Source organism: Streptomyces phaeofaciens, assembly GCF_014648915.1.
GTDB classification, from domain to species: Bacteria; Actinomycetota; Actinomycetes; order Streptomycetales; family Streptomycetaceae; genus Streptomyces; species Streptomyces phaeofaciens.
Map to the genome: position 1 here is coordinate 415,429 of NZ_BMSA01000003.1, position 23,568 is coordinate 438,996.

21 protein-coding genes and 1 tRNA gene are annotated in these 23,568 nt (G+C 71.3%); 19 read left to right on the forward strand and 3 right to left on the reverse strand.

Annotated features, from left to right (window positions below; translation table 11 throughout):
- The 5 genes from desA (at position 1) to IE275_RS08720 (ending at position 5,952) form a co-directional block, all read left to right on the forward strand.
- On the forward strand, positions 1 to 1,443 hold the full coding sequence (gene desA, locus IE275_RS08700; protein ID WP_189709411.1) for a lysine decarboxylase DesA: 1,443 nt from the start codon (positions 1 to 3) through the stop codon (positions 1,441 to 1,443).
- Positions 1,427 to 2,710 carry a lysine N(6)-hydroxylase/L-ornithine N(5)-oxygenase family protein gene (locus IE275_RS08705; protein WP_189709413.1) on the forward strand — a complete coding sequence of 428 codons (1,284 nt, stop codon included), beginning with the start codon at positions 1,427 to 1,429 and terminating at the stop codon, positions 2,708 to 2,710. The genes desA and IE275_RS08705 overlap by 17 nt, the downstream gene beginning before the upstream one ends.
- The gene (locus IE275_RS08710) at positions 2,707 to 3,237 is read left to right on the forward strand and encodes a GNAT family N-acetyltransferase (protein WP_189709415.1); all 531 of its coding nucleotides are present in this window, start codon (positions 2,707 to 2,709) and stop codon (positions 3,235 to 3,237) included. Before IE275_RS08705 ends, IE275_RS08710 begins: the two co-directional genes overlap by 4 nt.
- The gene (locus IE275_RS08715) at positions 3,234 to 5,003 is read left to right on the forward strand and encodes an IucA/IucC family protein (protein ID WP_189709417.1); all 1,770 of its coding nucleotides are present in this window, start codon (positions 3,234 to 3,236) and stop codon (positions 5,001 to 5,003) included. The genes IE275_RS08710 and IE275_RS08715 overlap by 4 nt, the downstream gene beginning before the upstream one ends.
- A gap of 70 nt (positions 5,004 to 5,073) precedes the next feature.
- Positions 5,074 to 5,952 carry a DUF4429 domain-containing protein gene (locus IE275_RS08720; RefSeq protein ID WP_189709419.1) on the forward strand — a complete coding sequence of 293 codons (879 nt, stop codon included), beginning with the start codon at positions 5,074 to 5,076 and terminating at the stop codon, positions 5,950 to 5,952.
- A gap of 51 nt (positions 5,953 to 6,003) precedes the next feature.
- Here the strand turns inward: IE275_RS08720 and IE275_RS08725 are convergent, their stop codons facing one another.
- Entirely contained in the window at positions 6,004 to 7,578 is a 1,575-nt protein-coding gene (locus IE275_RS08725; RefSeq protein WP_189709863.1) for a purple acid phosphatase family protein, read from the reverse strand.
- Positions 7,579 to 7,764: 186 nt separating this feature from the next.
- Between IE275_RS08725 and IE275_RS08730 the strand changes: the two genes are divergently transcribed.
- Positions 7,765 to 8,022 (forward strand): hypothetical protein, encoded by a 258-nt coding sequence (locus tag IE275_RS08730; RefSeq protein ID WP_189709421.1) that lies wholly within the window; start codon positions 7,765 to 7,767, stop codon positions 8,020 to 8,022.
- 40 nt (positions 8,023 to 8,062) lie between these two features.
- Positions 8,063 to 9,880, forward strand: a complete 1,818-nt coding sequence (gene glmS, locus IE275_RS08735) for a glutamine--fructose-6-phosphate transaminase (isomerizing) (RefSeq protein WP_189709423.1) — start codon at positions 8,063 to 8,065, stop codon at positions 9,878 to 9,880.
- Between the two features lie 124 nt (positions 9,881 to 10,004).
- On the opposite strand, the gene IE275_RS08740 is transcribed toward glmS, so the two are convergent.
- Positions 10,005 to 10,568 (reverse strand): GPR1/FUN34/YaaH family transporter, encoded by a 564-nt coding sequence (locus tag IE275_RS08740; protein WP_189709425.1) that lies wholly within the window; start codon positions 10,566 to 10,568, stop codon positions 10,005 to 10,007.
- Positions 10,569 to 10,688: 120 nt separating this feature from the next.
- A complete protein-coding gene (locus IE275_RS08745; RefSeq protein WP_189709427.1) occupies positions 10,689 to 11,216 on the reverse strand; it encodes a universal stress protein in 528 nt (175 codons plus the stop codon).
- A 415-nt stretch (positions 11,217 to 11,631) separates the two neighbouring features.
- Here IE275_RS08745 and IE275_RS08750 point away from each other — a divergent pair, with 415 nt between their 5' ends.
- The 12 genes from IE275_RS08750 to IE275_RS08805 all read left to right on the forward strand — a co-directional run bounded on the left by IE275_RS08750 (position 11,632) and on the right by IE275_RS08805 (position 23,534).
- The gene (locus tag IE275_RS08750) at positions 11,632 to 11,961 is read left to right on the forward strand and encodes a hypothetical protein (protein ID WP_189709429.1); all 330 of its coding nucleotides are present in this window, start codon (positions 11,632 to 11,634) and stop codon (positions 11,959 to 11,961) included.
- A gap of 377 nt (positions 11,962 to 12,338) precedes the next feature.
- On the forward strand, positions 12,339 to 13,562 hold the full coding sequence (locus IE275_RS08755) for a helix-turn-helix domain-containing protein (protein ID WP_189709430.1): 1,224 nt from the start codon (positions 12,339 to 12,341) through the stop codon (positions 13,560 to 13,562).
- Positions 13,563 to 13,699: 137 nt separating this feature from the next.
- A complete protein-coding gene (gene orn / locus IE275_RS08760; RefSeq protein WP_189709432.1) occupies positions 13,700 to 14,302 on the forward strand; it encodes an oligoribonuclease in 603 nt (200 codons plus the stop codon).
- 83 nt (positions 14,303 to 14,385) lie between these two features.
- Positions 14,386 to 14,458: transfer RNA gene (locus IE275_RS08765), tRNA-His, on the forward strand.
- 66 nt (positions 14,459 to 14,524) lie between these two features.
- The gene (locus IE275_RS08770; RefSeq protein WP_229870159.1) at positions 14,525 to 15,037 is read left to right on the forward strand and encodes a GNAT family N-acetyltransferase; all 513 of its coding nucleotides are present in this window, start codon (positions 14,525 to 14,527) and stop codon (positions 15,035 to 15,037) included.
- Between the two features lie 245 nt (positions 15,038 to 15,282).
- Positions 15,283 to 16,215, forward strand: a complete 933-nt coding sequence (locus IE275_RS08775; RefSeq protein WP_189709436.1) for an ArsR/SmtB family transcription factor — start codon at positions 15,283 to 15,285, stop codon at positions 16,213 to 16,215.
- Positions 16,216 to 16,390: 175 nt separating this feature from the next.
- On the forward strand, positions 16,391 to 17,863 hold the full coding sequence (locus IE275_RS08780) for an NAD(P)/FAD-dependent oxidoreductase (RefSeq protein ID WP_189709438.1): 1,473 nt from the start codon (positions 16,391 to 16,393) through the stop codon (positions 17,861 to 17,863).
- Positions 17,864 to 17,967: 104 nt separating this feature from the next.
- Positions 17,968 to 18,855 (forward strand): N5-glutamine methyltransferase family protein, encoded by an 888-nt coding sequence (locus tag IE275_RS08785; RefSeq protein ID WP_229870160.1) that lies wholly within the window; start codon positions 17,968 to 17,970, stop codon positions 18,853 to 18,855.
- Complete coding sequence (locus tag IE275_RS08790) at positions 18,852 to 19,187, forward strand: chorismate mutase family protein (protein ID WP_189709440.1); 336 nt, start codon at positions 18,852 to 18,854, stop codon at positions 19,185 to 19,187. Before IE275_RS08785 ends, IE275_RS08790 begins: the two co-directional genes overlap by 4 nt.
- A complete protein-coding gene (gene pabB / locus IE275_RS08795; protein ID WP_189709442.1) occupies positions 19,184 to 21,271 on the forward strand; it encodes an aminodeoxychorismate synthase component I in 2,088 nt (695 codons plus the stop codon). Before IE275_RS08790 ends, pabB begins: the two co-directional genes overlap by 4 nt.
- A complete protein-coding gene (locus IE275_RS08800; RefSeq protein WP_189709444.1) occupies positions 21,268 to 22,275 on the forward strand; it encodes a prephenate dehydrogenase dimerization domain-containing protein in 1,008 nt (335 codons plus the stop codon). Before pabB ends, IE275_RS08800 begins: the two co-directional genes overlap by 4 nt.
- Entirely contained in the window at positions 22,272 to 23,534 is a 1,263-nt protein-coding gene (locus tag IE275_RS08805; RefSeq protein WP_189709446.1) for an aminotransferase class I/II-fold pyridoxal phosphate-dependent enzyme, read from the forward strand. Before IE275_RS08800 ends, IE275_RS08805 begins: the two co-directional genes overlap by 4 nt.
- The last annotated feature ends 34 nt before the right edge of the window (positions 23,535 to 23,568 follow it).

The window sequence follows — 23,568 nt, forward strand, 5'->3', positions numbered from 1 at the left end:
ATGCGCTCGCACCTGCTCAATGACACGACCGCGGAGCACTACCGCCGCTCCGTGACCGAAGGAGTCGAGCGGGTGGCGGCCAAACTCGCCGCCACCGACCGTCCGTTCACCGGCGTCACGGTCGACGCCCTCGCCCCCCGCATCGAACGGATCGACCTCGACAAGCCGCTGCACGACACCGCGGCGGTCCTCGACGAGCTGGAGGACGTCTACCTCCGCGACGCGATCTACTTCCACCACCCCCGCTACCTGGCCCACCTCAACTGCCCGGTCGTCATACCGGCGGTGCTCGGCGAGGCCGTCCTGTCCGCCGTCAACTCCTCCCTGGACACCTGGGACCAGTCGGCCGGCGGCACCCTCATCGAGCGCAAACTGGTCGACTGGACCACCGCCCGCATCGGCCTCGGCCCCGCCGCCGACGGCGTGTTCACCTCCGGCGGCACCCAGTCCAACCTCCAGGCGCTGCTGCTGGCCCGCGAGGAGGCGAAGGCCGAATCCCTGGCGGACCTGCGCATCTTCGCCTCCGAGGTCAGCCACTTCAGCGTGAAGAAGTCCGCGAAACTGCTCGGCCTGGGCCAGGACTCCGTGGTCTCCGTCCCCGTGGACCACGACAAGCGCATGCAGACCGTCGCGCTCGCCCGTGAGCTGGAGCGCTGCCGCGAGGCCGGTCTGACCCCGATGGCCGTCGTCGCCACCGCCGGCACCACCGACTTCGGCTCCATCGACCCGCTGCCCGAGATCGCCGAGCTGTGCTCCCAGTACGGCACCTGGATGCACGTGGACGCCGCCTACGGCTGCGGGCTGCTCGCCTCCGTGAAGTACCGGGACCGCATCGACGGCATCGAGCGAGCCGACTCCGTCACCGTCGACTACCACAAGTCCTTCTTCCAGCCGGTGAGTTCCTCCGCCGTGCTGGTCCGGGACGCGGCCACCCTGCGGCACGCCACCTACCACGCCGAGTACCTCAACCCGCGCCGGATGGTGCAGGAGCGCATCCCCAACCAGGTGGACAAGTCCCTTCAGACCACCCGCCGCTTCGACGCCCTCAAGCTCTGGATGACCCTGCGCACCATGGGCGCCGACGGCATCGGGCAGCTCTTCGACGAGGTCTGCGACCTGGCCGTCGAGGGCTGGCAGCTGCTGGCCGCCGACCCCCGCTTCGACGTCGTCGTCCAGCCGTCGCTCTCCACCCTGGTCTTCCGCTACATCCCGCCGGCCGTCACCGACCCGGCCGAGATCGACCGCGCCAACCTCTACGCCCGCAAGGCCCTGTTCGCCTCCGGCGACGCGGTGGTCGCGGGCACCAAGGTGGCCGGCCGCCACTACCTGAAGTTCACCCTGCTCAACCCCGAGACGACCCCGGCCGACATCGCCGCCGTCCTCGACCTGATCGCCGGCCACGCCGAGCAGTACCTGGGAGACTCCCTTGACCGCGCTTCCTGAGCCCCGCAGCAAGGCCTACGACTTCGTGGGCATCGGGCTCGGCCCCTTCAACCTCGGCCTCGCCTGCCTCACCGAGCCGATCGACGCGCTCGACGGCGTCTTCCTGGAGTCCAAGCCGGACTTCGAGTGGCACGCCGGCATGTTCCTCGACGGCGCCCACCTCCAGACGCCGTTCATGTCGGACCTGGTCACCCTCGCCGACCCGACCTCGCCGTACTCCTTCCTCAACTACCTGAAGGAGAAGGGCCGGCTGTACTCGTTCTACATCCGCGAGAACTTCTACCCGCTGCGGGTCGAGTACGACGACTACTGCCGCTGGGCGGCCGGCAAGCTGAGCAGCGTGCGCTTCTCGACGACGGTCGCGGAGGTGACGTACGACGAGACCGACGCGCTGTACGCCGTACGGACCACGGGCGGCGACGTCTACCGCGCCCGCCGGCTGGTCCTCGGCACCGGTACCAGCCCGTACGTCCCGGCGGCCTGCGCGGACCTCGGCGGGGACGTCCTGCACAACTCCCGCTACATGCAGCACCGGGCGGAGCTCCAGAAGAAGGACTCGATCACGATCGTCGGCTCCGGGCAGTCCGCCGCCGAGATCTACCTCGACCTCCTCGGCGAGATCGACGTCCGCGGCTACCGGCTGAACTGGGTCACCCGCTCCCCGCGCTTCTTCCCGCTGGAGTACACCAAGCTCACGCTGGAGATGACCTCGCCGGAGTACATCGACTACTTCCGCGCGCTGCCCGAGGACACCCGCTACCGGCTCACGGCCCAGCAGAAAGGCCTGTTCAAGGGCATCGACGGCGACCTGGTCAACGAGATCTTCGACCTGCTCTACCAGAAGAACCTCGGCGGCCCGGTGCCGACGCGGCTGCTCACCAACTCCTCGCTGAACGACGCGACGTACGACAACGGCACCTACACCCTCTCCTTCCGCCAGGAGGAGCAGGAGAAGGACTTCACCCTCGAATCCCAGGGTCTGGTGCTGGCCACCGGCTACCACTACGCCGAGCCCGCGTTCCTCGCGCCGATCCAGGACCGCCTGGTCCGTGACTCGCGGGGCAGCTTCGACGTCGCCCGCAACTACGCCATCGACGTCACGGGCCGGGGCGTCTTCCTCCAGAACGCCGGCGTGCACACGCACAGCATCACGTCCCCCGACCTCGGCATGGGCGCGTACCGCAACAGCTCCATCATCAGCGAGCTGCTCGGCAGCGAGTACTACCCGGTCGAGAAGACCATCGCGTTCCAGGAGTTCGCCGTATGACCTTCACCTTCCGCCCGCTGGACCCCCTCCAGGACGCCGAGCTGCTGCACAGCTGGGTCACGCACCCCAAAGCGGCCTACTGGATGATGCAGGGCGCCCACCTGGAGGACGTCGAGCGCGCCTACATGGAGATCGCCGCCGACGAGCACCACCACGCCCTGCTCGGGCTGCGCGACGGGGAGCCCGCCTTCCTGATGGAGTACTACGACCCCCGCCACCGCGAGCTGGTCGGTCTGTACGAGCCGCTGCCCGGTGACGTCGGCATGCACTTCCTGGTGCCGGCCACCGACACCCCCGTGCACGGATTCACCCGCTCCGTCATCACCGCGGTGATGGCCCACCTCTTCGACGACCCGGCCACCTCCCGGGTCGTCGTCGAGCCCGATGTCTCCAACAGGGCCGTCCACGCCCTGAACGAGGCCGTCGGGTTCGTGCCCGAGCGCGAGATCCAGAAGCCGGAGAAGATGGCGCTGCTCAGCTTCTGCACCCGGGAACAGTTCCTGAAGGCCGCGGGGGTGCCCGCATGAGCCTCGCCGACACCGTGGCCCACCTCTCCCCCGAGCGCTGGGAGCAGGCCAACCGGCAACTGGTCCGCAAAGCCCTCGCGGAGTTCGCCCACGAGCGCCTGATCACCCCGCAGAAGGAGGGCGAGCGGTACGTCGTCCGCAGCGACGACGGCCTGACGGCCTACCGCTTCACCGCCGTCCGCCGCGCCCTGGACCACTGGCAGGTGGACGCCGGCTCGATCACCCGTACCCGCGACGGGGCCGAACTCCCGCTCGCCGCACTGGACTTCTTCATCGAGCTGAAGCAGGCCCTCGGCCTGAGCGACGCGATCCTGCCGGTGTACCTGGAGGAGATCTCCTCCACCCTCTCCGGCACCTGCTACAAGCTCACCAAGCCGCCGATCACCTCGGCGGAGCTGGTGCGGAGCGGTTTCCAGGCCATCGAGACCGGGATGACCGAGGGCCACCCCTGCTTCGTCGCCAACAACGGCCGGCTCGGCTTCGGTGTCCACGAGTACCTGTCGTACGCCCCGGAGACGGCGAGCCCCGTCCGGCTGGTGTGGCTGGCCGCGCACCGGTCCCGGGCGGCGTTCACGGCGGGGGTCGGGATCGCGTACGAGTCCTTCGTGCGGGAGGAACTGGGCGAGGAGACGGTCGAGCGGTTCGACGCGGTCCTGCGCGGGCAGAACCTCGACCCCGCCGACTACCTCCTCATCCCCGTCCACCCCTGGCAGTGGTGGAACAAGCTCACCGTCACCTTCGCCGCCGAGATCGCGCGCAGGAACCTGGTGTGCCTGGGCGAGGGCGACGACGAGTACCTGGCCCAGCAGTCCATCCGCACCTTCTTCAACCGCTCGCACCCCGAGAAGCACTACGTGAAGACGGCCCTGTCCGTCCTCAACATGGGCTTCATGCGCGGCCTCTCGGCGGCGTACATGGAGGCGACCCCGGCGATCAACGACTGGCTGGCCCAGCTGATCGAGAACGACCCGGTGCTGAAGTCCACCGGTCTGTCGATCATCCGGGAGCGGGCGGCCGTCGGCTACCGGCACCTGGAGTACGAGGCGGCCACGGACCGCTACTCGCCGTACCGCAAGATGCTGGCCGCGCTGTGGCGGGAGAGCCCGGTCCCCTCCCTCGGGGACGGCGAGGCGCTCGCCACCATGGCCTCGCTGGTCCATGTGGACCACGAGGGGAGGTCGGTGGCCGGCGCGCTGGTCGAGCGGTCGGGCCTGGCCCCGACCGAGTGGCTGCGCACCTACCTCCAGGCCTACTACACGCCGCTGCTGCACAGCTTCTACGCCTACGACCTGGTGTTCATGCCGCACGGCGAGAACACGATCCTGGTCCTTCGGGACGGCGTGGTGCGGCGGGCGATCTACAAGGACATCGCCGAGGAGATCGCGGTCATGGACCCGGACGCGGTGCTGCCGCCCGAGGTCCGGCGGATCCGTGTCGAGGTCCCCGAGGACAAGAAGCTGCTGTCCATCTTCACGGACGTCTTCGACTGCTTCTTCCGCTTCCTCGCGGCCGCCCTGGCCGACGAGGGGATCCTGGCCGAGGACGACTTCTGGCGCACGGTCGCCGAGGTCACCCGCGCCTACCAGGAGGCGCACCCCGAGCTGGCCGAGAAGTTCCGCCAGTACGACATGTTCGCCCCCGAGTTCGCCCTGTCCTGCCTGAACCGGCTCCAGCTGCGCAACAACGAGCAGATGGTGGACCTGTCGGACCCGGCCGGCGCCCTCCAGCTGATCGGCACCCTGAAGAATCCCGTCGCAGGGTTCTGATCAAGACAGACGGGCTCCCCCGGGTACGGTCCCCGGGGGAGCCCGTCGTCGTCTTTGGAACAATCGTCCCATGGCGGAAATCCTTCAGAAGGACGGCACATGGGTCTTCGACGGGGACGCGCTGCGGCTGACACCCGGGCGGGACAAGGGCGTCGGACTGCTGCGCAGGGAACTGGGTGAACTGGTCGTCCCGCTCGGGGCGTTGGCCGGGATCTCGTTCGAACAGGGCAAGAAGACCGGGCGGCTGAGGCTGCGCCTGCGGGACGGCGCCGATCCGTTGCTGCACGCGACCGGCGGGCGGCTGACCGAGCCGCACGACCCGTACCAGCTGATCGTGGAGTCCGACCGGTACGGGGTCGCCGAGTACTTCGTGGACGAGGTGCGCCACGCGCTGATGCTGGACCAGGTGCCGGCCGGTCCGGTGGACGCGTATCTGCTGCCCGGGCCGGCCGTGCCGCTGGCCTGCTCCGCCGGGGACGGCACGGCCGGCTTCGACGGCGACCGGGTGCGCCTGGAGTGGAACTGGAAGACGGAGGACGCCAAGGCATCCGCCGGGGCCCGCACGATCGCCGTCGAGGAGATCACCGCGGTCGAGTGGCAGCCGGCCGTGGGCCTGGAGAACGGCCATCTGCGGTTCACCGTGCGGCACGCGCCCACGAAGGCCCCGCCGAAGTACGACCCGCACGCCGTGGAGCTGTGGGGCTTCAAGAAGGACCCGCTGATGGCACTGGTCGCGGCGGCCGTGCAGGCCCGGCTGCCGCACCCGGCCGCACCGCCCGAGGACGCCGTGCGGCCGCTGCCGGGTCCCGTGGCGGACGGGCCGCCGCCCGCGGCCGGCCACGACGCGCTGCTGCGGCGGCTGCGGGAGCTGGGCGAGCTGCACCGGGAGGGGATCCTGACGGACGACGAGTTCACGATGGCCAAACAGGCGGTCCTGCGACAGCTGTGAGGACCGCCTGCCCGTCACCCGCGCGCCCGCCTCCCGGGCGCGCGGTGGTGCCTACTTCGCCCTGCGCGCCACCGTGAAGTGGTCGATCCGGTCACCGGTCTCGGCGATGCCCTGGACCGTCAGGGTGGTGTGGTGGCCCTTCGGCGCGGGGGTGACGTCCACGCGCAGGAAGGAGTAGTTCAGGTAGCGGACGCGCGACCAGGTGACGGTCTCGTTCTGCTTGCCGCCCTTGAGGTTGACGAAGGAGGCCACGGACTCGACCTCGTTCTCGTGGCCCTCGTAGGAGTCCGGGGCGGTGAAGGAGTACAGGCTGCGGCCGGCCGCCCCCGCCGTCACATAGACGACCCCCTCGGTCTCCGGGTACGCCGTGCCGCCGATCGGGAGCTTCTTGGTGACCTGGCCGCCCTTGATCACGTCGGTGCGCTCGTACTGGTGGTTGTGGCCGTTGATGACCAGGTCCACCTGGTACGTGTCGAACAGCGGCACCCACTCCTGGCGCACACCGCCCTCCGAGGCGTGCGCGGTGGAGGTGCAGTAGGCGCAGTGGTGGAAGAAGACGACGACGAAGTCGATGTCCTTCGAGGCGCGGAACTTCTTCAGCTGCGCCTCGAGCCACGTGGTCTGGGTGCCGCCGGAGATGCCGAGGTTGGCCGGGATCTCGAAGGACACGTCGTTGGGGTCCAGCGAGATGATCGCCGTGTTCCCGTGGACGAAGGAGTAGACGCCCGGGAGGTTGGCCTTGTCGGGGCCGTTGTCCGGGAGGTTCCAGCGGGCCTCCTCGCCGCCGTAGCCGTTGGGCGAGTACCAGGCCTCCATGTCGTGGTTGCCGTACGACACCATCCACGGCACGGACTTGGCGACGGACTCGGTCTGGGCGAGGAACTGGTCCCAGGTGCGCGCGTCGAAGACGGTGTCGGAGGTCTTGCCCTGGCCGGCCGGGTCGGCGTAGGCGATGTCGCCGGCGTGCAGGTGGAAGGCCGGGTTCTGGCCGAGGATCAGGCTGTCGTTGGCCAGGGCGTGGTAGCTGACGCCCTGGTCGCCGAAGGCGGTGAAGGTGAAGGGCTCCTTGTGGGCGGGGGCGGTGGTGAAGGTGCCCAGGGTGCCCAGCAGGTGCGCCTCGGCCGGGTCGAAGCCCTGGTGGCCGACGCCGTAGTAGTACGTCCTGCCCGGCCGCAGGTGGGTGAGCGCGGCGTGCAGGTAGTACTGGGTGTGGTCGCCGCTCGCGCCGACACCGGCCGGGGTGTGGAGCGTGCGCACCTCCGCCTCGATCTTGCGGGAGAGGTCCCAGGGGTGGGCGCCGATCCGGATGAAGGGCTTCTGCACGGCGACCGGCACCTGCCACGAGACGGTGATCTCGGTGCGGGGGTCGTTGCCGTAGGCGAGGTGGCGGCCGAAGGGGGCGACGAACGCGCCGTCGACGCTCTCGGTGCGGGCGGCGGTGCCGGTGCCCGTGACGGTTCCGGGGACGGCCTGGGCGGTGGCGCCCGTGACGAAGGCGCCGCCCGCGACGGCGCCCAGGGTGACCGCCCCGCCCCTGATCATCGTCCGGCGGGAGAATCGTGCGCGCAGGTACTCGTGCTGCTCGGCCATGCTCATGCGCGCGGCGAGCTCGTCGGGTACGCCCATGCGAGGTGTGTCCATGACGTCTGAAACTCGTCGCCTCGGGCGACGGGGCGCAAGACGCCATATGGACGGTTCGCGAACAGGCGCTCATAACACATTCAATGTTGTCCCAAGGACCCTTAACAGGGTGCTGCCCGAAATCGGGCAGGATTCTTGCGAAACCGGCTTCGGTACCTCAGGATCTACCGGGTGCACGACGAACTCGTTGATCATCTGATGCGGTCCACGCCCCTCCAGCGGGGCGAGGCGCTGCGGGTGATCCAGGACGTGCTCGCCTATTTCGACGAGACGACCGAGGACTACGTCCGTCGCCGCCACCGCGAACTCCAGGCCCAGGGCCTGGTGAACGCGGAGATCTTCGAACGGATCGAGGCGGACCTGAAATACCGTGCGGTGGCCCCGCCCGAGCTCACGCTCCGGCAGCTGCGGCGCATCGTCTACGGGTGAATCACCCACGGGTGACCAGAAAGCTTGGGGATACGTATATATGTGCGGAATCGTCGGATACATCGGGAAGCGTGATGTGGCTCCGCTGCTGCTGGAGGGTCTCCAGCGGCTGGAGTACCGCGGCTACGACTCCGCGGGCATCGTCGTCACCTCCCCGAAGACCGCCGGCCTGAAGATGGTCAAGGCCAAGGGCCGGGTCCGTGACCTGGAGGCCAAGGTCCCGGCGCGATTCAAGGGCACCACCGGCATCGCCCACACCCGCTGGGCCACCCACGGCGCCCCCTCCGACGTGAACGCCCACCCGCACATGTCGGCCGACAACGACGTCGCCGTCGTGCACAACGGCATCATCGACAACGCCTCCGACCTGCGCCGCAAGCTGGAGGCGGACGGCGTCGAGTTCCTCTCCGAGACGGACACCGAGGTCCTCGTCCACCTCATCGCCCGCTCCCAGGCGGAGACCCTCGAGGAGAAGGTCCGCCAGGCCCTGCGGGTCGTCGAGGGCACGTACGGCATCGCCGTCATGCACGCCGACTTCTCGGACCGGATCGTCGTCGCCCGCAACGGCTCCCCGGTCGTCCTCGGCATCGGCGAGAAGGAGATGTTCGTCGCCTCGGACATCGCCGCGCTGGTCGCCCACACCCGCCAGATCGTCACGCTCGACGACGGCGAGATGGCCACCCTCAAGGCCGACGACTTCCGCACCTACACCACCGAGGGCACCCGCACGACGGCCGAGCCCACCACCGTGGAGTGGGAGGCCGCCTCGTACGACATGGGCGGCCACGACACCTACATGCACAAGGAGATCCACGAGCAGGCCGACGCCGTGGACCGCGTGCTGCGCGGCCGCATCGACGACCGCTTCTCCACCGTGCACCTCGGCGGGCTGAACCTGGACGCCCGGGAGGCCCGCCAGATCCGCCGGGTGAAGATCCTCGGCTGCGGCACCTCGTACCACGCGGGCATGATCGGCGCCCAGATGATCGAGGAGCTGGCCCGGATCCCCGCGGACGCCGAGCCGGCGTCGGAGTTCCGCTACCGCAACGCGGTCGTCGACCCCGACACCCTCTACATCGCCGTCTCCCAGTCGGGTGAGACCTACGACGTGCTGGCGGCCGTCCAGGAGCTGAAGCGCAAGGGCGCCCGGGTCCTCGGTGTCGTCAACGTGGTCGGCTCGGCGATCGCCCGCGAGGCGGACGGCGGCGTGTACGTGCACGCCGGTCCCGAGGTGTGCGTCGTCTCGACGAAGTGCTTCACCAACACCACCGTCGCCTTCGCGCTGCTCGCCCTGCACCTCGGCCGCACCCGCGACCTCTCGGTCCGCGACGGCAAGCGGATCATCGAGGGCCTGCGCAAGCTGCCCGGCCAGATCGCCGAGATCATGGAGCAGGAGGCGGAGATCCAGAAGCTGGCCGACGAGCTGGCCGAGGCCCGCTCGATGCTCTTCATCGGCCGCGTCCGGGGCTACCCGGTCGCCCGTGAGGCCTCCCTGAAGCTCAAGGAGGTCTCCTACATCCACGCCGAGGCGTACCCGGCCTCCGAACTGAAGCACGGCCCGCTGGCCCTCATCGAGCCCGCGCTGCCGACGGTCGCGATCGTCCCGAACGACGACCTGCTGGAGAAGAACCGCGCGGCCCTGGAGGAGATCAAGGCCCGCAGTGGCCGGATCATCGCGGTCGCGCACCAGGAGCAGGAGAAGGCCGACCGCACCATCCTGGTCCCGAAGAACGAGGACGAGCTGGACCCGATCCTCATGGGCATCCCGCTCCAGCTCCTCGCCTACTACACGGCGAAGGCCCTGGGCCGGGACATCGACAAGCCGCGCAACCTGGCGAAGTCGGTCACGGTCGAGTAGTTCCCCCCGGCCGGGGCACGCCCCGGCCGGCCGGACGCCAGAACGGACCCCTCGTGACGCCACCTGTCACGGGGGGTCCGCTCATGTCGCCGGGGGAGCCCAACTCCCCGGCCTCGGCTGCCGATCAGCCGGTGGCCGTCACACCCCGGCCGGCAGCCCGTCGCGGAAGTGCCGTGGGCCAGTGGGCCATCGCGGCCGTCGCCGCGTACCAGGCCGCCGCTCCCGCCGCCACGGCGAACCAGCCGCCGACCTGGGTGAGGGAGTCGCTGTCGGCGAAGCGGGCGACGGCCATCAGAACCAGCCCGACGAGGAACAACCCGTAGGTGCCGCGGGTGAGTTGGTCACCGCCGGCGGCGGTCAGGGAGAGCGCCACCAGGGCGAAGAGCAGCAGGAACAGCCCGGCCGCGTTGTCGGAGACCTGGTTCCCGGCCGAGACGGCCCAGGTGAACCAGAACGCGCCGAGGACGGTGTACGCGGTTCCGTCGGCCGTGTCGCGGTCGCGGAGGGCGAAGAGGCCGACGACGAACAGCGCGACGCCGCCGACGTAGTGGGCGATGGATACGGCGTCCGCCGCCGTCACGCCGTCGATCAGGTCGGTGTACCCGAGTCCGAACGCCAACAGGGTGATGCCCAGGGCGAGTCGGCCGACGACGGTGGTGGTGCTTCCCGCAGAGACGTCATTGTCCACGGCGGGCTCCCTTCATACGGTGATGCAGTGCGCGGTGACCGATATATGCCCTTCACAAGGGCACAAACACCTCCGCGCGCACAACGATTCGCACACCGGACCAAGGGAATTGAGGAAGCCTCAGGGAATCACGATGACGGGCCGCTTCGCCCGCTTGGCGAGCCGCCCCGCGACCGAGCCGAAGATGCGCCCCACGAGGCCGTGGGTGGAGCCGACGACGATCGCGTCGGCCTCGTACTCGCGCCCCACCTCTTCGAGCTCGTGACAGATGTCACCGCCGCGCTCGACCAGGATCCAGGGCACCTCGGCCAGGTACTCCGCGCAGGCCAGCTCCAGCCCGAGGACCTCGGTGCGGTGATCGGGCACGTCGACGAAGACCGGCGGCTCGCAGCCCGCCCACACGGTCGTGGGCAGCCGGTTGGCGACATGGACGATGATCAGGCCCGCGCGGGAACGGTGGGCCATGCCGATGGCGTACGCGAGGGCGCGCTCGCTGGAGGTGGAGCCGTCGAAACCGACGACCACGCCGTGCTTGAAGGCGGGATCGCAGGTGGGACGTGTCTCTTCCGCCGCCAGGGGCTCGGCCGCCGTGGGGTCGGCGACGGGCCGCTTGCGGCCTTCGGGTTCGAAGAATTCGTGACCGGCCATGGCTGTCTCAGCGAATCGATCCTTATGTGGGTTGAACGGCAGTGAGCGGCGGAGCTGTGTCCGGGAATTGTCTTCCCAACCCCATACCCCCAAGGGTACGGCGCCACGCCTCCACCGCCCAGATCCCGAGCATCCTCGGTGGGGGTTCCAGGGAGCATGCACGAGCGGACGCCCGTAACGCAATGGTTGCTGCCCCGTACAGGCGGTTTGCACAGGATGCCCTTACGCCGCCTCGACGGCGCCCTCGATCAGCCTCCCGGGCACCCGTGCGACCCTCCTCCCGACCCACCTCCCGCCGGCCTCCGGGCGGCGCCGCCGACCGCGCTCCCGCAATCCGGGACGACTCACCGAGTGACCGACTGCTCGAACACGCGTTGAACCCCGTGTGCCACCGCCTCGGGGAGGAGCCCGCCATATGCACACGCCCCGCACCGACCCCGAGAGCCGCCCCGGCGACGAACGGTCCACCGACCTGATCCGCTGGGCGGCCTTCAGCTGTGCGCTCGTCCCGGTGGTCCTCCTCTGGTACGGCACCTCGCCGGCCGGGGCAGCCGGCACCACCCTCGGCCTGGCCGCCGTCACGGCCGTCTGCCGGCTCCTGCTGCGCCGGTCCGAGCGGTACGCGGCCCGGTTGCTCACCGAGGCGCACGCGCCCTGCGCGGCCCACCGGGGGCGCCGTCAGAGCACCGGAACGGGGTCCCACCGTGGCGGTCGTCACTCCGGGGGAAACTCACCGGTCGGCTGACCGGTTTTCACGCACGCGCACGTTGGTTTTCAGCCAACTTCCGTTCCTTGCGCATCCCTTGCCGTAACCACCCCCCACCCCCCGTCCGACCTGCGAGGAAAGGGCCTCGGGGACCCTGCGCACCCTACGGGGATTGGCCACCGCGACGAGGCGCACTTCCCTGCACGGCCCACGAGTGCAACGCTTCGTGATCGAATGCTTCACGCCAAGTTGCCAAGTCGACAATCTGCCGGGTGCTGAACTGGCCACGCCGGCATCACGCGACACAGTAGATTCGATCTTGACTGTCTACGGCGGGGGACTCGTGCAGGACCGAGGGGAAACGTGCAGGAGCGACACAACCGAGGAGCCGCGACCACCGAGGGGGGCTTAGCAGTATGAGCCACGACTCCACTGCCGCGCCGGAAGCCGCGGCCCGGAAGCTTTCCGGGCGACGCCGCAAGGAGATCGTCGCGGTGCTGCTGTTCAGCGGCGGCCCCATCTTCGAGAGTTCCATTCCGCTGTCGGTGTTCGGGATTGACCGCCAGGACGCCGGCGTGCCGCGCTACCGCCTGTTGGTGTGCGGCGGCGAGGACGGCCCGCTGCGGACCACAGGGGGCCTGGAACTCACCGCGCCGCATGGCTTGGAAGCGATCTCGCGAGCGGGCACGGTCGTCGTACCGGCCTGGCGTTCGATCACTTCTCCGCCACCGGAGGACGCGCTCGACGCACTGCGGCGGGCGCATGAAGAGGGAGCCCGCATCGTGGGCCTGTGCACCGGCGCGTTCGTGCTGGCCGCCGCGGGTCTGCTGGACGGCCGCCCGGCCACCACCCACTGGATGTACGCACCGACGCTGGCCAAGCGCTACCCGTCGGTCCACGTGGATCCACGCGAACTGTTCGTCGACGACGGCGACGTCCTGACGTCGGCGGGCACGGCGGCCGGAATCGATCTCTGTCTCCACATCGTGCGGACGGACCACGGCAACGAGGCGGCGGGCGCACTGGCCCGGCGTCTGGTGGTCCCGCCGCGCCGGTCGGGCGGTCAGGAGCGCTACCTCGACCGGTCTTTACCCGAAGAGATCGGCGCCGACCCGCTGGCCGAGGTCGTCGCCTGGGCGCTGGAACACCTCCACGAGCAGTTCGACGTGGAGACACTGGCGGCACGCGCCTATATGAGCCGCCGTACGTTCGACCGCCGTTTCCGGTCACTCACCGGCAGCGCGCCGTTGCAGTGGCTGATCACCCAGCGGGTGCTCCAGGCGCAGCGGCTGCTGGAGACGTCCGACTACTCGGTGGACGAGGTCGCGGGGCGCTGCGGCTTCCGTTCGCCGGTGGCGCTGCGGGGGCACTTCCGGCGGCAGCTGGGCTCGTCGCCCGCGGCGTACCGGGCGGCGTACCGGGCGCGGCGTCCGCAGAGTGAGCGGACGGCGGACCCGGAGCCGTCGCCGCCGCCCGCTCCGGCGGGGCTGCATCAGGAAGCGCCGGGACCGGTGCCGCCGCAGCTGCGGCGGACCGCCGCGACGACCAGCGCGCTGGGCTCGTCGCCCGGCCTGTCGGATCACGCCCGCGAGGCGTACGCCGCCCGGGCCGGTGTGCCGGGGCAGCGCAGCGGACTGTAGGACTCCGGAAACCGGGGGCGGTGTGGGCGTCTTTTCGCCCCGCCGCCCTTTTCCGTTCCCCTCCGTCCCGGGCCCCCGGGGAGGTCCGCCCCTGCGCGGGGCACCGGAAAAGGGGACGTCAGCTTTAGGGTGGTCGCATGAACGATCGCATGGTGTGGATCGACTGCGAGATGACCGGCCTCTCGCTGTCCGACGACGCGCTCATCGAGGTGGCCGCCCTCGTCACCGACTCCGAGCTGAACATCCTCGGCGAGGGGGTGGACATCGTCATCCGGCCACCGGCCAGATCGCTGGAGACGATGCCGGACGTGGTGCGCCAGATGCACACCGCGTCCGGGCTGCTGGAGGAGCTGGCCGGCGGCACCACCCTCGCCGAGGCCGAGGAGCAGGTGCTGGCCTATGTCCGGGAGCATGTGAAGGAGCCCGGCAAGGCGCCGCTGTGCGGCAACTCCGTCGGCACGGACCGCGGCTTCCTCGCCCGGGACATGGCGTCCCTCGAGGACTACCTGCACTACCGGATCGTGGACGTCTCCTCGGTCAAGGAGCTGGCCCGCCGCTGGTACCCGCGGGCGTACTTCAACAGCCCCGAGAAGAACGGCAACCACCGCGCCCTCGCCGACATCCGCGAGTCGATCGCGGAGCTGCGCTACTACCGCGAGGCCATCTTCGTGCCGCAGCCCGGACCGGACTCCGACACCGCCCGGACCATCGCCGCGAAGCACGTCGTGACCGCCCGGTAAAAGGCGGGCGCGAGCACCCCTTCGGACCCTGTACACTTTTTCTCGGCCGGTCAGGAAGCCGCAAGGTTCCAGCGCCGGTCGTGGTGGGTGTAGCTCAGCTGGTAGAGCACCTGGTTGTGGTCCAGGATGCCGCGGGTTCGAGTCCCGTCACTCACCCTGAGTGATCAGGCGGTGACCTTCCGGAAGGAAGGTCACCGCCTGATCGTGTTTTCGGGAGCAGTCGTGCGCCTCGGACCGATCCGTACCGCCCGCCTCGACCTCCTTCCTCTGCGCGTCGAGCACGCCGAGGAGATGGCCGCGGTCCTCTCCGACCCCGCCCTGCACACCTTCGTCGGCGGCTCCCCCAGCACCCCCGACGCCCTGCGCACCCGCTACGCCCGGCTCGTCGCCGGCTCCCCCGACCCCGCCGTCTCCTGGTGCAACTGGGTGCTGCGGGCGCGGGACGACGGCCGGCTGGCCGGCACCGTCCAGGCCACCGTCGACGGACCCGGCCGGGACCGCGCCGAGATCGCCTGGGTCGTCGGTACGCCCTGGCAGGGGCGCGGTCTCGCGTCCGAGGCGGCCCGCGGGCTCGTCGCACGGCTGCGGGAGGAGGGGGTCCGGACGGTCGTCGCGCATGTGCATCCCGGACATCACGCGTCCGCCGCCGTGGCCCGGGCCGCCGGACTCGCGCCGACCGCGGAGATCCAGGACGGCGAGGTGCGGTGGCGGCTGGGGCCCGAGCAGCCCCGGTAAACGTGATGCTCGTCGTTCCTGTCCCGCTGACGGAGCCGATCGGCTTCCCTTAGGCTCTTGAGGCTGAGCGGAACGATCGCCACCGCACGACCGGCGGGGCAACCGACAGTACGCCGGTACGGTCGGTTCCGCCTGGACTGTCGAGGGGAACGGCATCAGTGATCTGCTACATACCGACCCCCGAGGACGTCGCGAGGATCCGTTTCTCGCTGTCGCCCCTCGGGGAGTGCGTGTACAGCATTCGGATGCTCTTCTCACCCGACCGCAGGCGCCGGCATCAGCACCAGCCCTGGGTCGACGACGTGTGGGCCCGGCTGAAGACCCTCGACATCCGCCCGCTGCGGGCCGTGATCCCGCCCACCGGTTACGTCCCCGACTTCCTCACCCCGGCCCCCGGCACCGGCCCGGCGAACGTCGCCGAGGAACTGGCCGTGGTGCGCGAGACCCCGCTGGAGCACTTCGTCGGGGAGGTCGCCTGGATGGCGAACGACCCCGGCACACCCGCCGACTGGCGCCGCGAGGCCGCTCCCCTGCACCGCCGGATGCTCGACGAACCGGCCTGGGCGATCGCGAAGATCACCCAACTGCTGGACGCCTACTGGAAGCTGGCCCTGGAGCCGTGCTGGCGGCATCTGCACAGCGGGCTCCAGTCCGACATCCGCTCCCGGATGCACGTCATCGAGGGCTCCGGCGCGGCCCCGATGTTCTCCTCCCTGCACGAGCGGGTCGGCTGGCGCAACGACCGGATCACCGTGCGCAGCGCCTACGACTTCCAGGAACAACTCGGCGGGGAGGGACTGGTCCTCGTGCCGAGCGTGTTCTGCGGGCCCGAGGTGCTGACCATGCTGCCGCCGCTCCAGCCGATGATCGTCTACCCCCGGCCGGAGGCGGCCGAGTTCTGGAACGGGCTGCGCTCGGACCGGCCGAGCCCGCTGGCCGCGCTGCTCGGCGGGGTCCGCGCCGCGGTGCTCCAGGCCCTGCTGGTGCCGTCCTCCACGAGCCGGCTCGCCGCCGAGGTGAACGTCACCCCGGGCGCGATCAGCCAGCACATCGCGGTGCTGCGCGACTGCAACCTCGTCACGAGCAAGCGGGTCGGGCGCAGTGTCGAGCACTCCCTGACGGAGGCCGGCGAGGGCCTCGTCCGGGGTGCCGTGGCCCCGTGGGGACGCGCGGCCTGAGCGTGGAACGCGCCCGCCGCGATCCCCGTCTTTAGCGCCAGCTAAAACCTTTGGCCTGGGCGACACCGTGTGTTTGGCTGTGCGCGCTGCGCGACGCCGTACGCCGCCACCTGCGCGTACCGCACCTCTCGACCGCGCGCTCTCCACCCCCACGATCCGGAAAGGGACCACCCTGGTGCCCGCAACACCCACCGAGGACAACCGCCCGCACGATGTCGTCGTCGTCGGAAACGGCTCGCTCGGCCTGTCCCTCGGCCTGACCCTCGCCCGCCGCGGCATACGCGTCGCCGTACTCGGCCGCCCGCACCGGCCCGGAGCCGCCTCGTCGGCCGCGGGCGCGATGATCGGCACCTTCGGCGAGGTCACCACGACCCTGCTGAAGAGCGAGTACGGCCGCACCAAGCTCGACTGGGCCTACCAGGCCAGCAAGTTGTGGCCCGAGTGGCTGGCGGGGCTCGCCCCGGACGGCGACGGCGACGGCAGCGACCTGCTGACCGCCGACGGCACCGTCGTCCTGCTCAACACCGTGGGCCTGCCGGAGATCGACACCCAGAACTACAAGGCGATCCGCACCGCGCTCGTCGAGTACGGCGAGAAGTACGAGGACGTCGACCCCGAGGACGTCGAGTGGCTGGACGCCGAGCCGACCGCCCGTCCGCTCCAGGCGATGTTCCTGCCGAACGAGCACGCGGTGAACTCCCATGAGCTGCTGGTGCGCCTGGAGCGGGCGTTCCTCGCCGCCGGCGGCACCCTGATCGCCGAACAAGCTACGCGTGTCGACCAGGGCGGCGGCCGGGTGCGCGGTGTCGAGCTGGAGTCCGGGACGGTGCTGAGCGCCGGCCAGGTGGTGCTCGCCGCCGGCGCGGCCACCCAGACGGTGCTGGACACCGTGCCCGAACTGGCCGCCCGCATCCCCCGGCTGATCAGCGGCTACGGCGTCTCGGCGCTGGTCGACACCGAGGACGGCACCTCGCCGCGCAGCGTCCTGCGCACCCCCAACCGGGCCTTCGCCTGCGGTCTGCACGTCGTGCCGCGCGGCTCCGGACAGGTCTACGTCGGCGCCACGAACATCATCTCCCCCGAACCCCGGGAGACCGCCCTCATCTCCGACGTGCTGTTCCTGCTGAACTGCGGCAACCGCCAGATCCGCCGCAACCTCGGCGAGAGCGGGCTGCGGAAGATCCAGGTCGGCAACCGGCCCGTCGCCCTGGACGGCATGCCGCTGCTCGGCGAGACCGGCCTCGACGGGCTGTGGATGATGACCGGCACCTACCGGGACGGCCTCACCCTCACCCCGCTGCTGGCCCGGGAGATGACCGCCGCCCTGCTCGGCGAGGAGACCTCCATCGACCTGGGCCTGTTCGGCCCGGTGCGCGCCCCGATCCAGCCGTTCAGCCGCGCCGAGATCGTGGAGACCACCGTCACCCACATGCTGGCGACCGGCTACGAGTCCGACTGGACCGTGCCCGTGGAGTGGCCCTTCACCATCGAGCACTACCTGCGCGTGGCGTACACCCGGATCGCGGACGAGTTCGACCCGGCCTTCACCCCGCCGCCGGAGCTGCTGGCCTCCTCGCGCATCCACCCCTCGCTGGCCCAGGCGCTGCGCGACTACTACGCGGCGAGCCACGCCGCGGCGGCCGGCTGACCTTCCGCCCGCGACTCCCCCACCCCCCACTCCCCGCACGGCACGGCGCGCACCGCACCCCGGTGCGCCCCGCGCCGCGTGTCGTTCGAAAGGACCGACCCACGGTGGTGGCACAGCCACTCGAAGAACTCCTCCTCCAGGACCTGCTCGAGGAATCGGAGCGCACCCTCACCACGAGCGGGGTGTGGAGTCCGCGGGCGGACGCCGAGGCGCTCGCCGCCCATGTCCTGGGGGTGCCCGCGGGCGCCCTCGACACGGGCCGCGCGGTGCCCGGCGACGCCGTGCGCGAGCTGCGCGCGCTGGTGGCCCGGCGGGCCGCGCGGATCCCGCTCGGGCACCTCACCGGCCGGGCCCGGCTCGGCGGCATCGAGGTCACGGTGACCGAGGACGTGTTCGTCCCGCGCTTCCCCACCGAACGCCTGCTGGCCTGGGGGCTGTCGGCGCTGGCCGGCACCCGGGCGCCGGTCGTGGTCGACCTGTGCACGGGCTCCGCGGCGCTCGCCCTGGCCCTGGCCCACGCCCGCCCCGACGCCGAGGTGCACGCCGTCGACCTGGACCCGGCGGCGCTGGCGTGCGCCCGGGGCAACGCCGCCGACCGGGCGGCGGCCGGCGACACCCCGGTCACCGTGCACGCGGGGGACGTCGGCGACCCGGGGCTGCTCGCGCACCTGGACGGCCGGGCCGACCTGGTGCTCGCCAACCCCCCGTACGTGCCGGTGGGCACCAAGCTGCTGCCGGAGTGGGGCGAGCACCACCCCCGGCAGGCGATCTTCGGCGGAACGGACGGGCTCGACGTGATCCGCAAGGTCGTCGGCCGCGCCGCCCGGCTGCTGCGGCCCGGGGGCGCCCTGGCGATCGAGCACGGCGACGCCCAGATCGACGTCCTCCCGGTCCTGCTCGCCGCGTCCGGTGCCTTCGACGACGCCGAGGGCCACCGCGACCAGGAGGACCGCCCCCGATACACCACGACATTCAGGAAGGCAGTGGCATGACGACGACCTCGACCGCCGAAGCCGGTCTGGCCGGCATGCGCGACGAACTCGACCGCACGGACCTGCGGTTGCTGGACACGCTCAGGGACCGCATCGAGATCTGCGTGCGGATCGCCGAGTACAAACGGGAGCACGCGGTACCGATGATGCAGCCGCACCGCATCGGCGTGGTCCAGGAGCGCGCGGCCCGCTTCGGTGCCGCGAACGGCATCGACGGGACGTTCCTGCGCCGGCTCTACGACCTGATCATCGAGGAGACCTGCCGCGTCGAGGACCTCGTCATCGACGGGCCGCCCACCGAGCGGCGGACGGGCGCGGACGAGCAGGCATGAGCGAGAACCCCGTACCCCACGCGGTGCGCCCCGTGCGCACGCTCCTCGTCGACAACTACGACTCCTTCACCTACAACCTCTACCAGCTGCTGGGCGAGGTGAACGGGCAGCCGCCGACCGTGGTGCGCAACGACGTCGACTGGGCCGCCCTGCACCCCGGGGACTACGACAACATCGTGATCTCCCCGGGCCCCGGACGCCCGGACCGGGAGCGGGACTTCGGCGTCAGCACCCGCGCGATCCGCGACTCCGGGCTGCCCGTGCTCGGGGTGTGCCTGGGTCACCAGGGCATCGCCGGACTGTTCGGCGGCACCGTGGAGCACGCGCCGGAGCCGATGCACGGCCGGGTCTCCCGGGTCCGCCACACCGGCCAGGACCTCTTCGCGGGGCTCCCCTCGCCGTTCTCCGTCGTGCGCTACCACTCGCTCGCGGTCACCGCGCTCTCCGACGAACTGGAGGGCGTCGCCTGGACCGAGGACGGCGTGCTGATGGGGTTGCGGCACCGCACCGAGCCGGTGTGGGGCGTGCAGTTCCACCCCGAGTCGATCTCCAGCGAGTACGGCCGCGAGCTGCTCGCCAACTTCCGCGACCTGAGCCTGTCCCGCCGCGAGCGCGCCGCGGCCCCGGCACCGGCCGCCTCCGCGCCGTACCACCTGCACGTGCGCCGGCTGGAGTGCGCGCCCGACACCGAGGCCGCCTACGGTGAGCTGTTCGCCCGGGGCCCGCACGGCTTCTGGCTGGACAGCGCCTCGCACGGCGACGGCGACGCCCGGTTCTCCGTGCTGGGCGACGGCTCGGGCCCCCACGCCGAGTACGTCACCTACCAGGTGGACACCCGCACCGTGCGGGTGGAGCGGGCCGGGCGGCCCGACGAGAGGCTGGCACAGGGCTTCTTCGACTACCTCGACGCGCAGGTGCGCGCCCGCGCCCTGCCCGTCGACGACACCCTGCCGTTCTCCTTCTCCCTCGGCTATGTCGGCTACCTGGGCTACGAGTTGAAGGCCGAGGCGGGTGCCAGCGCCGTGCACACCTCGCCCACGCCGGACGCGGCGCTGCTGTTCGCCGACCGCGCCGTCGTCGTCGACCACGCCGAGCACAGCACCTACCTGCTGGCCCTGGGCACCACGGCCGACGACCCGGACGCGGTGAAGTGGCTGGACGCCACCGCCGCCCGGCTGGAGCTGCTCCCCGCCGAGACGCCCCGGCAGCGCCGCCCGCTGACCTCCGCGCCCTCGCTCGCCGAAGCCGCGCTCACCCAGCGGCACGGCCGCGAGCAGTACCTGGAGCGCATCGGGGAGTGCCTGACGGAGATCCGCAACGGCGAGTCGTACGAGATCTGTCTCACCAACAGCTTCGCCACGGACACCGTCCTCGATCCGCTGCCCGCCTACCGGGTGCTGCGCGGCATCAGCCCCGTCCCGTACGGTGCGCTGCTCGACTTCCCCGGGGTGGCCGTGCTCAGCGCCTCCCCGGAGCGGTTCCTGACCATCGGCACCGACGGGGTCGCCGAGTCCAAGCCGATCAAGGGGACCCGGCCGCGCGGGGCGAGTGCCGAGGAGGACGCGGCGCTGCGCGAGGGGCTGCGGGCCAGCGAGAAGGACCGCGCCGAGAACCTGATGATCGTGGACCTGCTCCGCAACGACCTCAACACCGTGTGCGAGGTCGGCTCGGTCCATGTGCCGAAGCTCTTCGACGTCGAGACCTATCCGCCGGTGCACCAGCTGGTCAGCACCGTGCGCGGCACGCTGCGCCGGAACGTGTCGGCGGTGGACTGTGTGCGCGCCTGCTTCCCCGGCGGCTCGATGACCGGTGCGCCGAAGCTGCGCACCATGGAGATCATCGACCGGCTGGAGGAGGGCCCGCGCGGGGTGTACTCGGGGGCGCTGGGCTGGTTCTCGCTGAACGGCGCCGCGGACCTGAGCATCGTCATACGGACCCTGGTGGCCACCCCCGAGGGCTCGTCGTTCGGGGTCGGCGGGGCCGTGATCGCGCTGTCCGACCCGGTCGAGGAGTTCGAGGAGACCCTGGTGAAGTCCCGGGCGATGGCGGCCACGCTGACGGCCGGCGGGGCGGTGCGCGCATGAGCGGCCGTCAGGAACCGAGGCCGGCCGGCACCATCCGGCACGCCGTCGTCGCCGGGGGATCCGGTGCGGTGGGCGATCTGTTCACCGCGCTGCTCGCCGCGGCGGGCGCCGAGGTCAGGGTCGCCGACCCCCTGGCCCCGGCCGCCCTGCCGCCCGGCGCGCACTGGGTCGAGGGCGACATCACCGCACCCTCCGGCGCCCTGCGCGCCGAACTCGCCAGGACCGATCTGCTGCTGCTCGCCGTACCCGAGCCGGTGGCGCTGGGCGCGCTGCCCGCGCTGGACGGCGTGCTCGCCGAGGGCGCGCTGCTGGCGGACACGCTGTCGGTGAAGGGCCGGGTCGCGACCGCCGCCGGCCGGCTGCAGGGCCGCCGTCAGACGGTCGGGCTCAACCCGATGTTCGCGCCCTCCCTCGGGCTGCGGGGCCGGCCGGTCGCCGCCGTCGTGCTGCACGACGGCCCGCTGGTACGGGACCTGCTCGGCCTGGTCGCCGCCGGTGGCGGACGGGTGGTGGAGATGGACGCGGACCGGCACGACCGGCTGGCCGCCGCCTCCCAGGTCCTCACCCATGCCACCGTGCTCGCCTTCGGTCACGCGCTGGCCGAACTCGGCGCGGACATCGAGGAATTGGCCGCCGTCGCCCCGCCGCCGCACGCGGCACTGCTGGGGCTGCTCGCCCGGATCGCCTCCGGCACGCCCGAGGTGTACTGGGACATCCAGTCCGCCAACCCGCTCGCCGACCGGGCCCGGGAGGCTCTGGGGCACGGGGTGGACGGTCTGCGCAGGATCGTCGCCGACGGCGGCGAGGCCGACTTCGAGCGCTATCTGCACAACCTGTCCGATGTGTTCGGCACCCGGCTGCCGGACTTCCGGGACCTGTGCGCCGAGATGTTCGCGCACCTGCCGACACCCGCCGCGGCCACCGGGCCCGCCGGTCCCGCCGGGCCCACAGGCCCCGTTCCCGTTTCAGTCCCCGTTCCCGTCTCCGAGGAGAACCACGTATGACCGCCGACGCGCGAGCGGAAGCCGTCGCCCGGCCCGCCAACTGGGTCGCTGCCCGCATCGGAAAGACCACCGACTCCCTGGACCGCGCCTTCGACGAGGGGCTGACCGGGCATGTCATCACCGGGCGGGACGGCAAGGAGGTGGAGCTGGAGGACGGCAGCCGTGCCGTGGAGTTCGTCTCCTGCTCCTACCTGGGCCTGGAGCAGCACCCCGCGCTGGTCTCGGCCGCGCAGGAGGCGCTCGGCCGGTTCGGCGCGCACTTCTCCTCCTCCCGCAACCGGATGCGCCCGGTGTATCTCGGGCAGCTGGAGGAGTTGCTCGGCGAGATCTACGGCGGCCGCCCGGTCGTGCCGTTCACCTCGGTCGGCACGGTGCACCTCGGGGTGCTGCCGCTGCTCGGCACCTCGGCGCTGCCCGGCTGGCCGGTCTCCGCGCGGGGGCCGGTGTTCCTCGTCGAGAAGACCGCCCACGCCTCGATGCAGGTGCTGCGCGGCGTGCTGGAGCAGCTCGGCCCGGTGCACCGCTTCGACCTGGCCGACCCGGCGACCCTCGACGCCCGGCTCGCGGAGGCACGGGCGAGCGGCCGCACACCGATCGCCCTGGTCGACGGCGTGGGCTCGATGGGCGGTCTGATCGATGTCGTCTCCCTCGCCCGCACCCTGGCCTCGGCCGGCGGGCTGCTGTACGTCGACGACGCCCACGGCGTGTCCATCGACGGGCCGAACGGCGCCGGGTACGCCTACGAGGCGTTCGGCTCGGCCGGGCTGCCGGACAACGTGGTGCTGGTCGGCTCGCTGTCCAAGGCGTTCGGCGGCGCGGGCGGCTTCGTGGTGCTGCCCGGGCAGGACGACGTACGGGTGCTGCGCAAGTTCGCCAACCCGCTGGTCTTCGGGCACTCGATCATGCTGCCGCTGCTCGCCGCCGACGTCGCCGCCGCCCGGCTGCACCTGAGCGGCGAGGTGGCCGCGCTCCAGGAGCGGCTGTGGGCCAACGCCGAGCTGTTCGACAAGCTGACCGACGGCCGGCTCGTCAACGCCGGGCAGCGCTCCCCCATCCGCGGCGCGCTGTTCGCCACCGAGGCGTCGGCGTTCGAGGCGGCCCGGCGGCTGCGCCGGGCGGGGATCCTCGTGCTGCCCGCGTTCTTCCCGACCGTCGCCAAGGGCACCGGACTGATCCGCTTCGCGCTGTCGGCGACGCACGAACCCGCCCACCTGGAAACCGCGGTGGAGGGGCTCGGCGCCCTCGCACCGGGAGCCTGACCGCCATCAACGAACGGCGGCCCGCGCGGTTCGC

What these genes read in the sequence shown, in the direction of transcription:
- IE275_RS08725 (WP_189709863.1), bottom strand. Translation starts at nt 7,578, where the DNA reads ATGGGCGTACCCGACGAGCTCGCCGCGCGCATGAGCATGGCCGAGCAG.
- IE275_RS08775 (WP_189709436.1), top strand. Translation starts at nt 15,283, where the DNA reads ATGCTCTTCTCACCCGACCGCAGGCGCCGGCATCAGCACCAGCCCTGG.
- IE275_RS08710 (WP_189709415.1), top strand. Translation starts at nt 2,707, where the DNA reads ATGACCTTCACCTTCCGCCCGCTGGACCCCCTCCAGGACGCCGAGCTG.
- glmS (WP_189709423.1), top strand. Translation starts at nt 8,063, where the DNA reads ATGTGCGGAATCGTCGGATACATCGGGAAGCGTGATGTGGCTCCGCTG.
- IE275_RS08755 (WP_189709430.1), top strand. Translation starts at nt 12,339, where the DNA reads ATGAGCCACGACTCCACTGCCGCGCCGGAAGCCGCGGCCCGGAAGCTT.
- IE275_RS08720 (WP_189709419.1), top strand. Translation starts at nt 5,074, where the DNA reads ATGGCGGAAATCCTTCAGAAGGACGGCACATGGGTCTTCGACGGGGAC.
- IE275_RS08805 (WP_189709446.1), top strand. Translation starts at nt 22,272, where the DNA reads ATGACCGCCGACGCGCGAGCGGAAGCCGTCGCCCGGCCCGCCAACTGG.
- pabB (WP_189709442.1), top strand. Translation starts at nt 19,184, where the DNA reads ATGAGCGAGAACCCCGTACCCCACGCGGTGCGCCCCGTGCGCACGCTC.
- IE275_RS08715 (WP_189709417.1), top strand. Translation starts at nt 3,234, where the DNA reads ATGAGCCTCGCCGACACCGTGGCCCACCTCTCCCCCGAGCGCTGGGAG.
- orn (WP_189709432.1), top strand. Translation starts at nt 13,700, where the DNA reads ATGAACGATCGCATGGTGTGGATCGACTGCGAGATGACCGGCCTCTCG.
- desA (WP_189709411.1), top strand. Translation starts at nt 1, where the DNA reads ATGCGCTCGCACCTGCTCAATGACACGACCGCGGAGCACTACCGCCGC.
- IE275_RS08745 (WP_189709427.1), bottom strand. Translation starts at nt 11,216, where the DNA reads ATGGCCGGTCACGAATTCTTCGAACCCGAAGGCCGCAAGCGGCCCGTC.
- IE275_RS08800 (WP_189709444.1), top strand. Translation starts at nt 21,268, where the DNA reads ATGAGCGGCCGTCAGGAACCGAGGCCGGCCGGCACCATCCGGCACGCC.
- IE275_RS08750 (WP_189709429.1), top strand. Translation starts at nt 11,632, where the DNA reads ATGCACACGCCCCGCACCGACCCCGAGAGCCGCCCCGGCGACGAACGG.
- IE275_RS08790 (WP_189709440.1), top strand. Translation starts at nt 18,852, where the DNA reads ATGACGACGACCTCGACCGCCGAAGCCGGTCTGGCCGGCATGCGCGAC.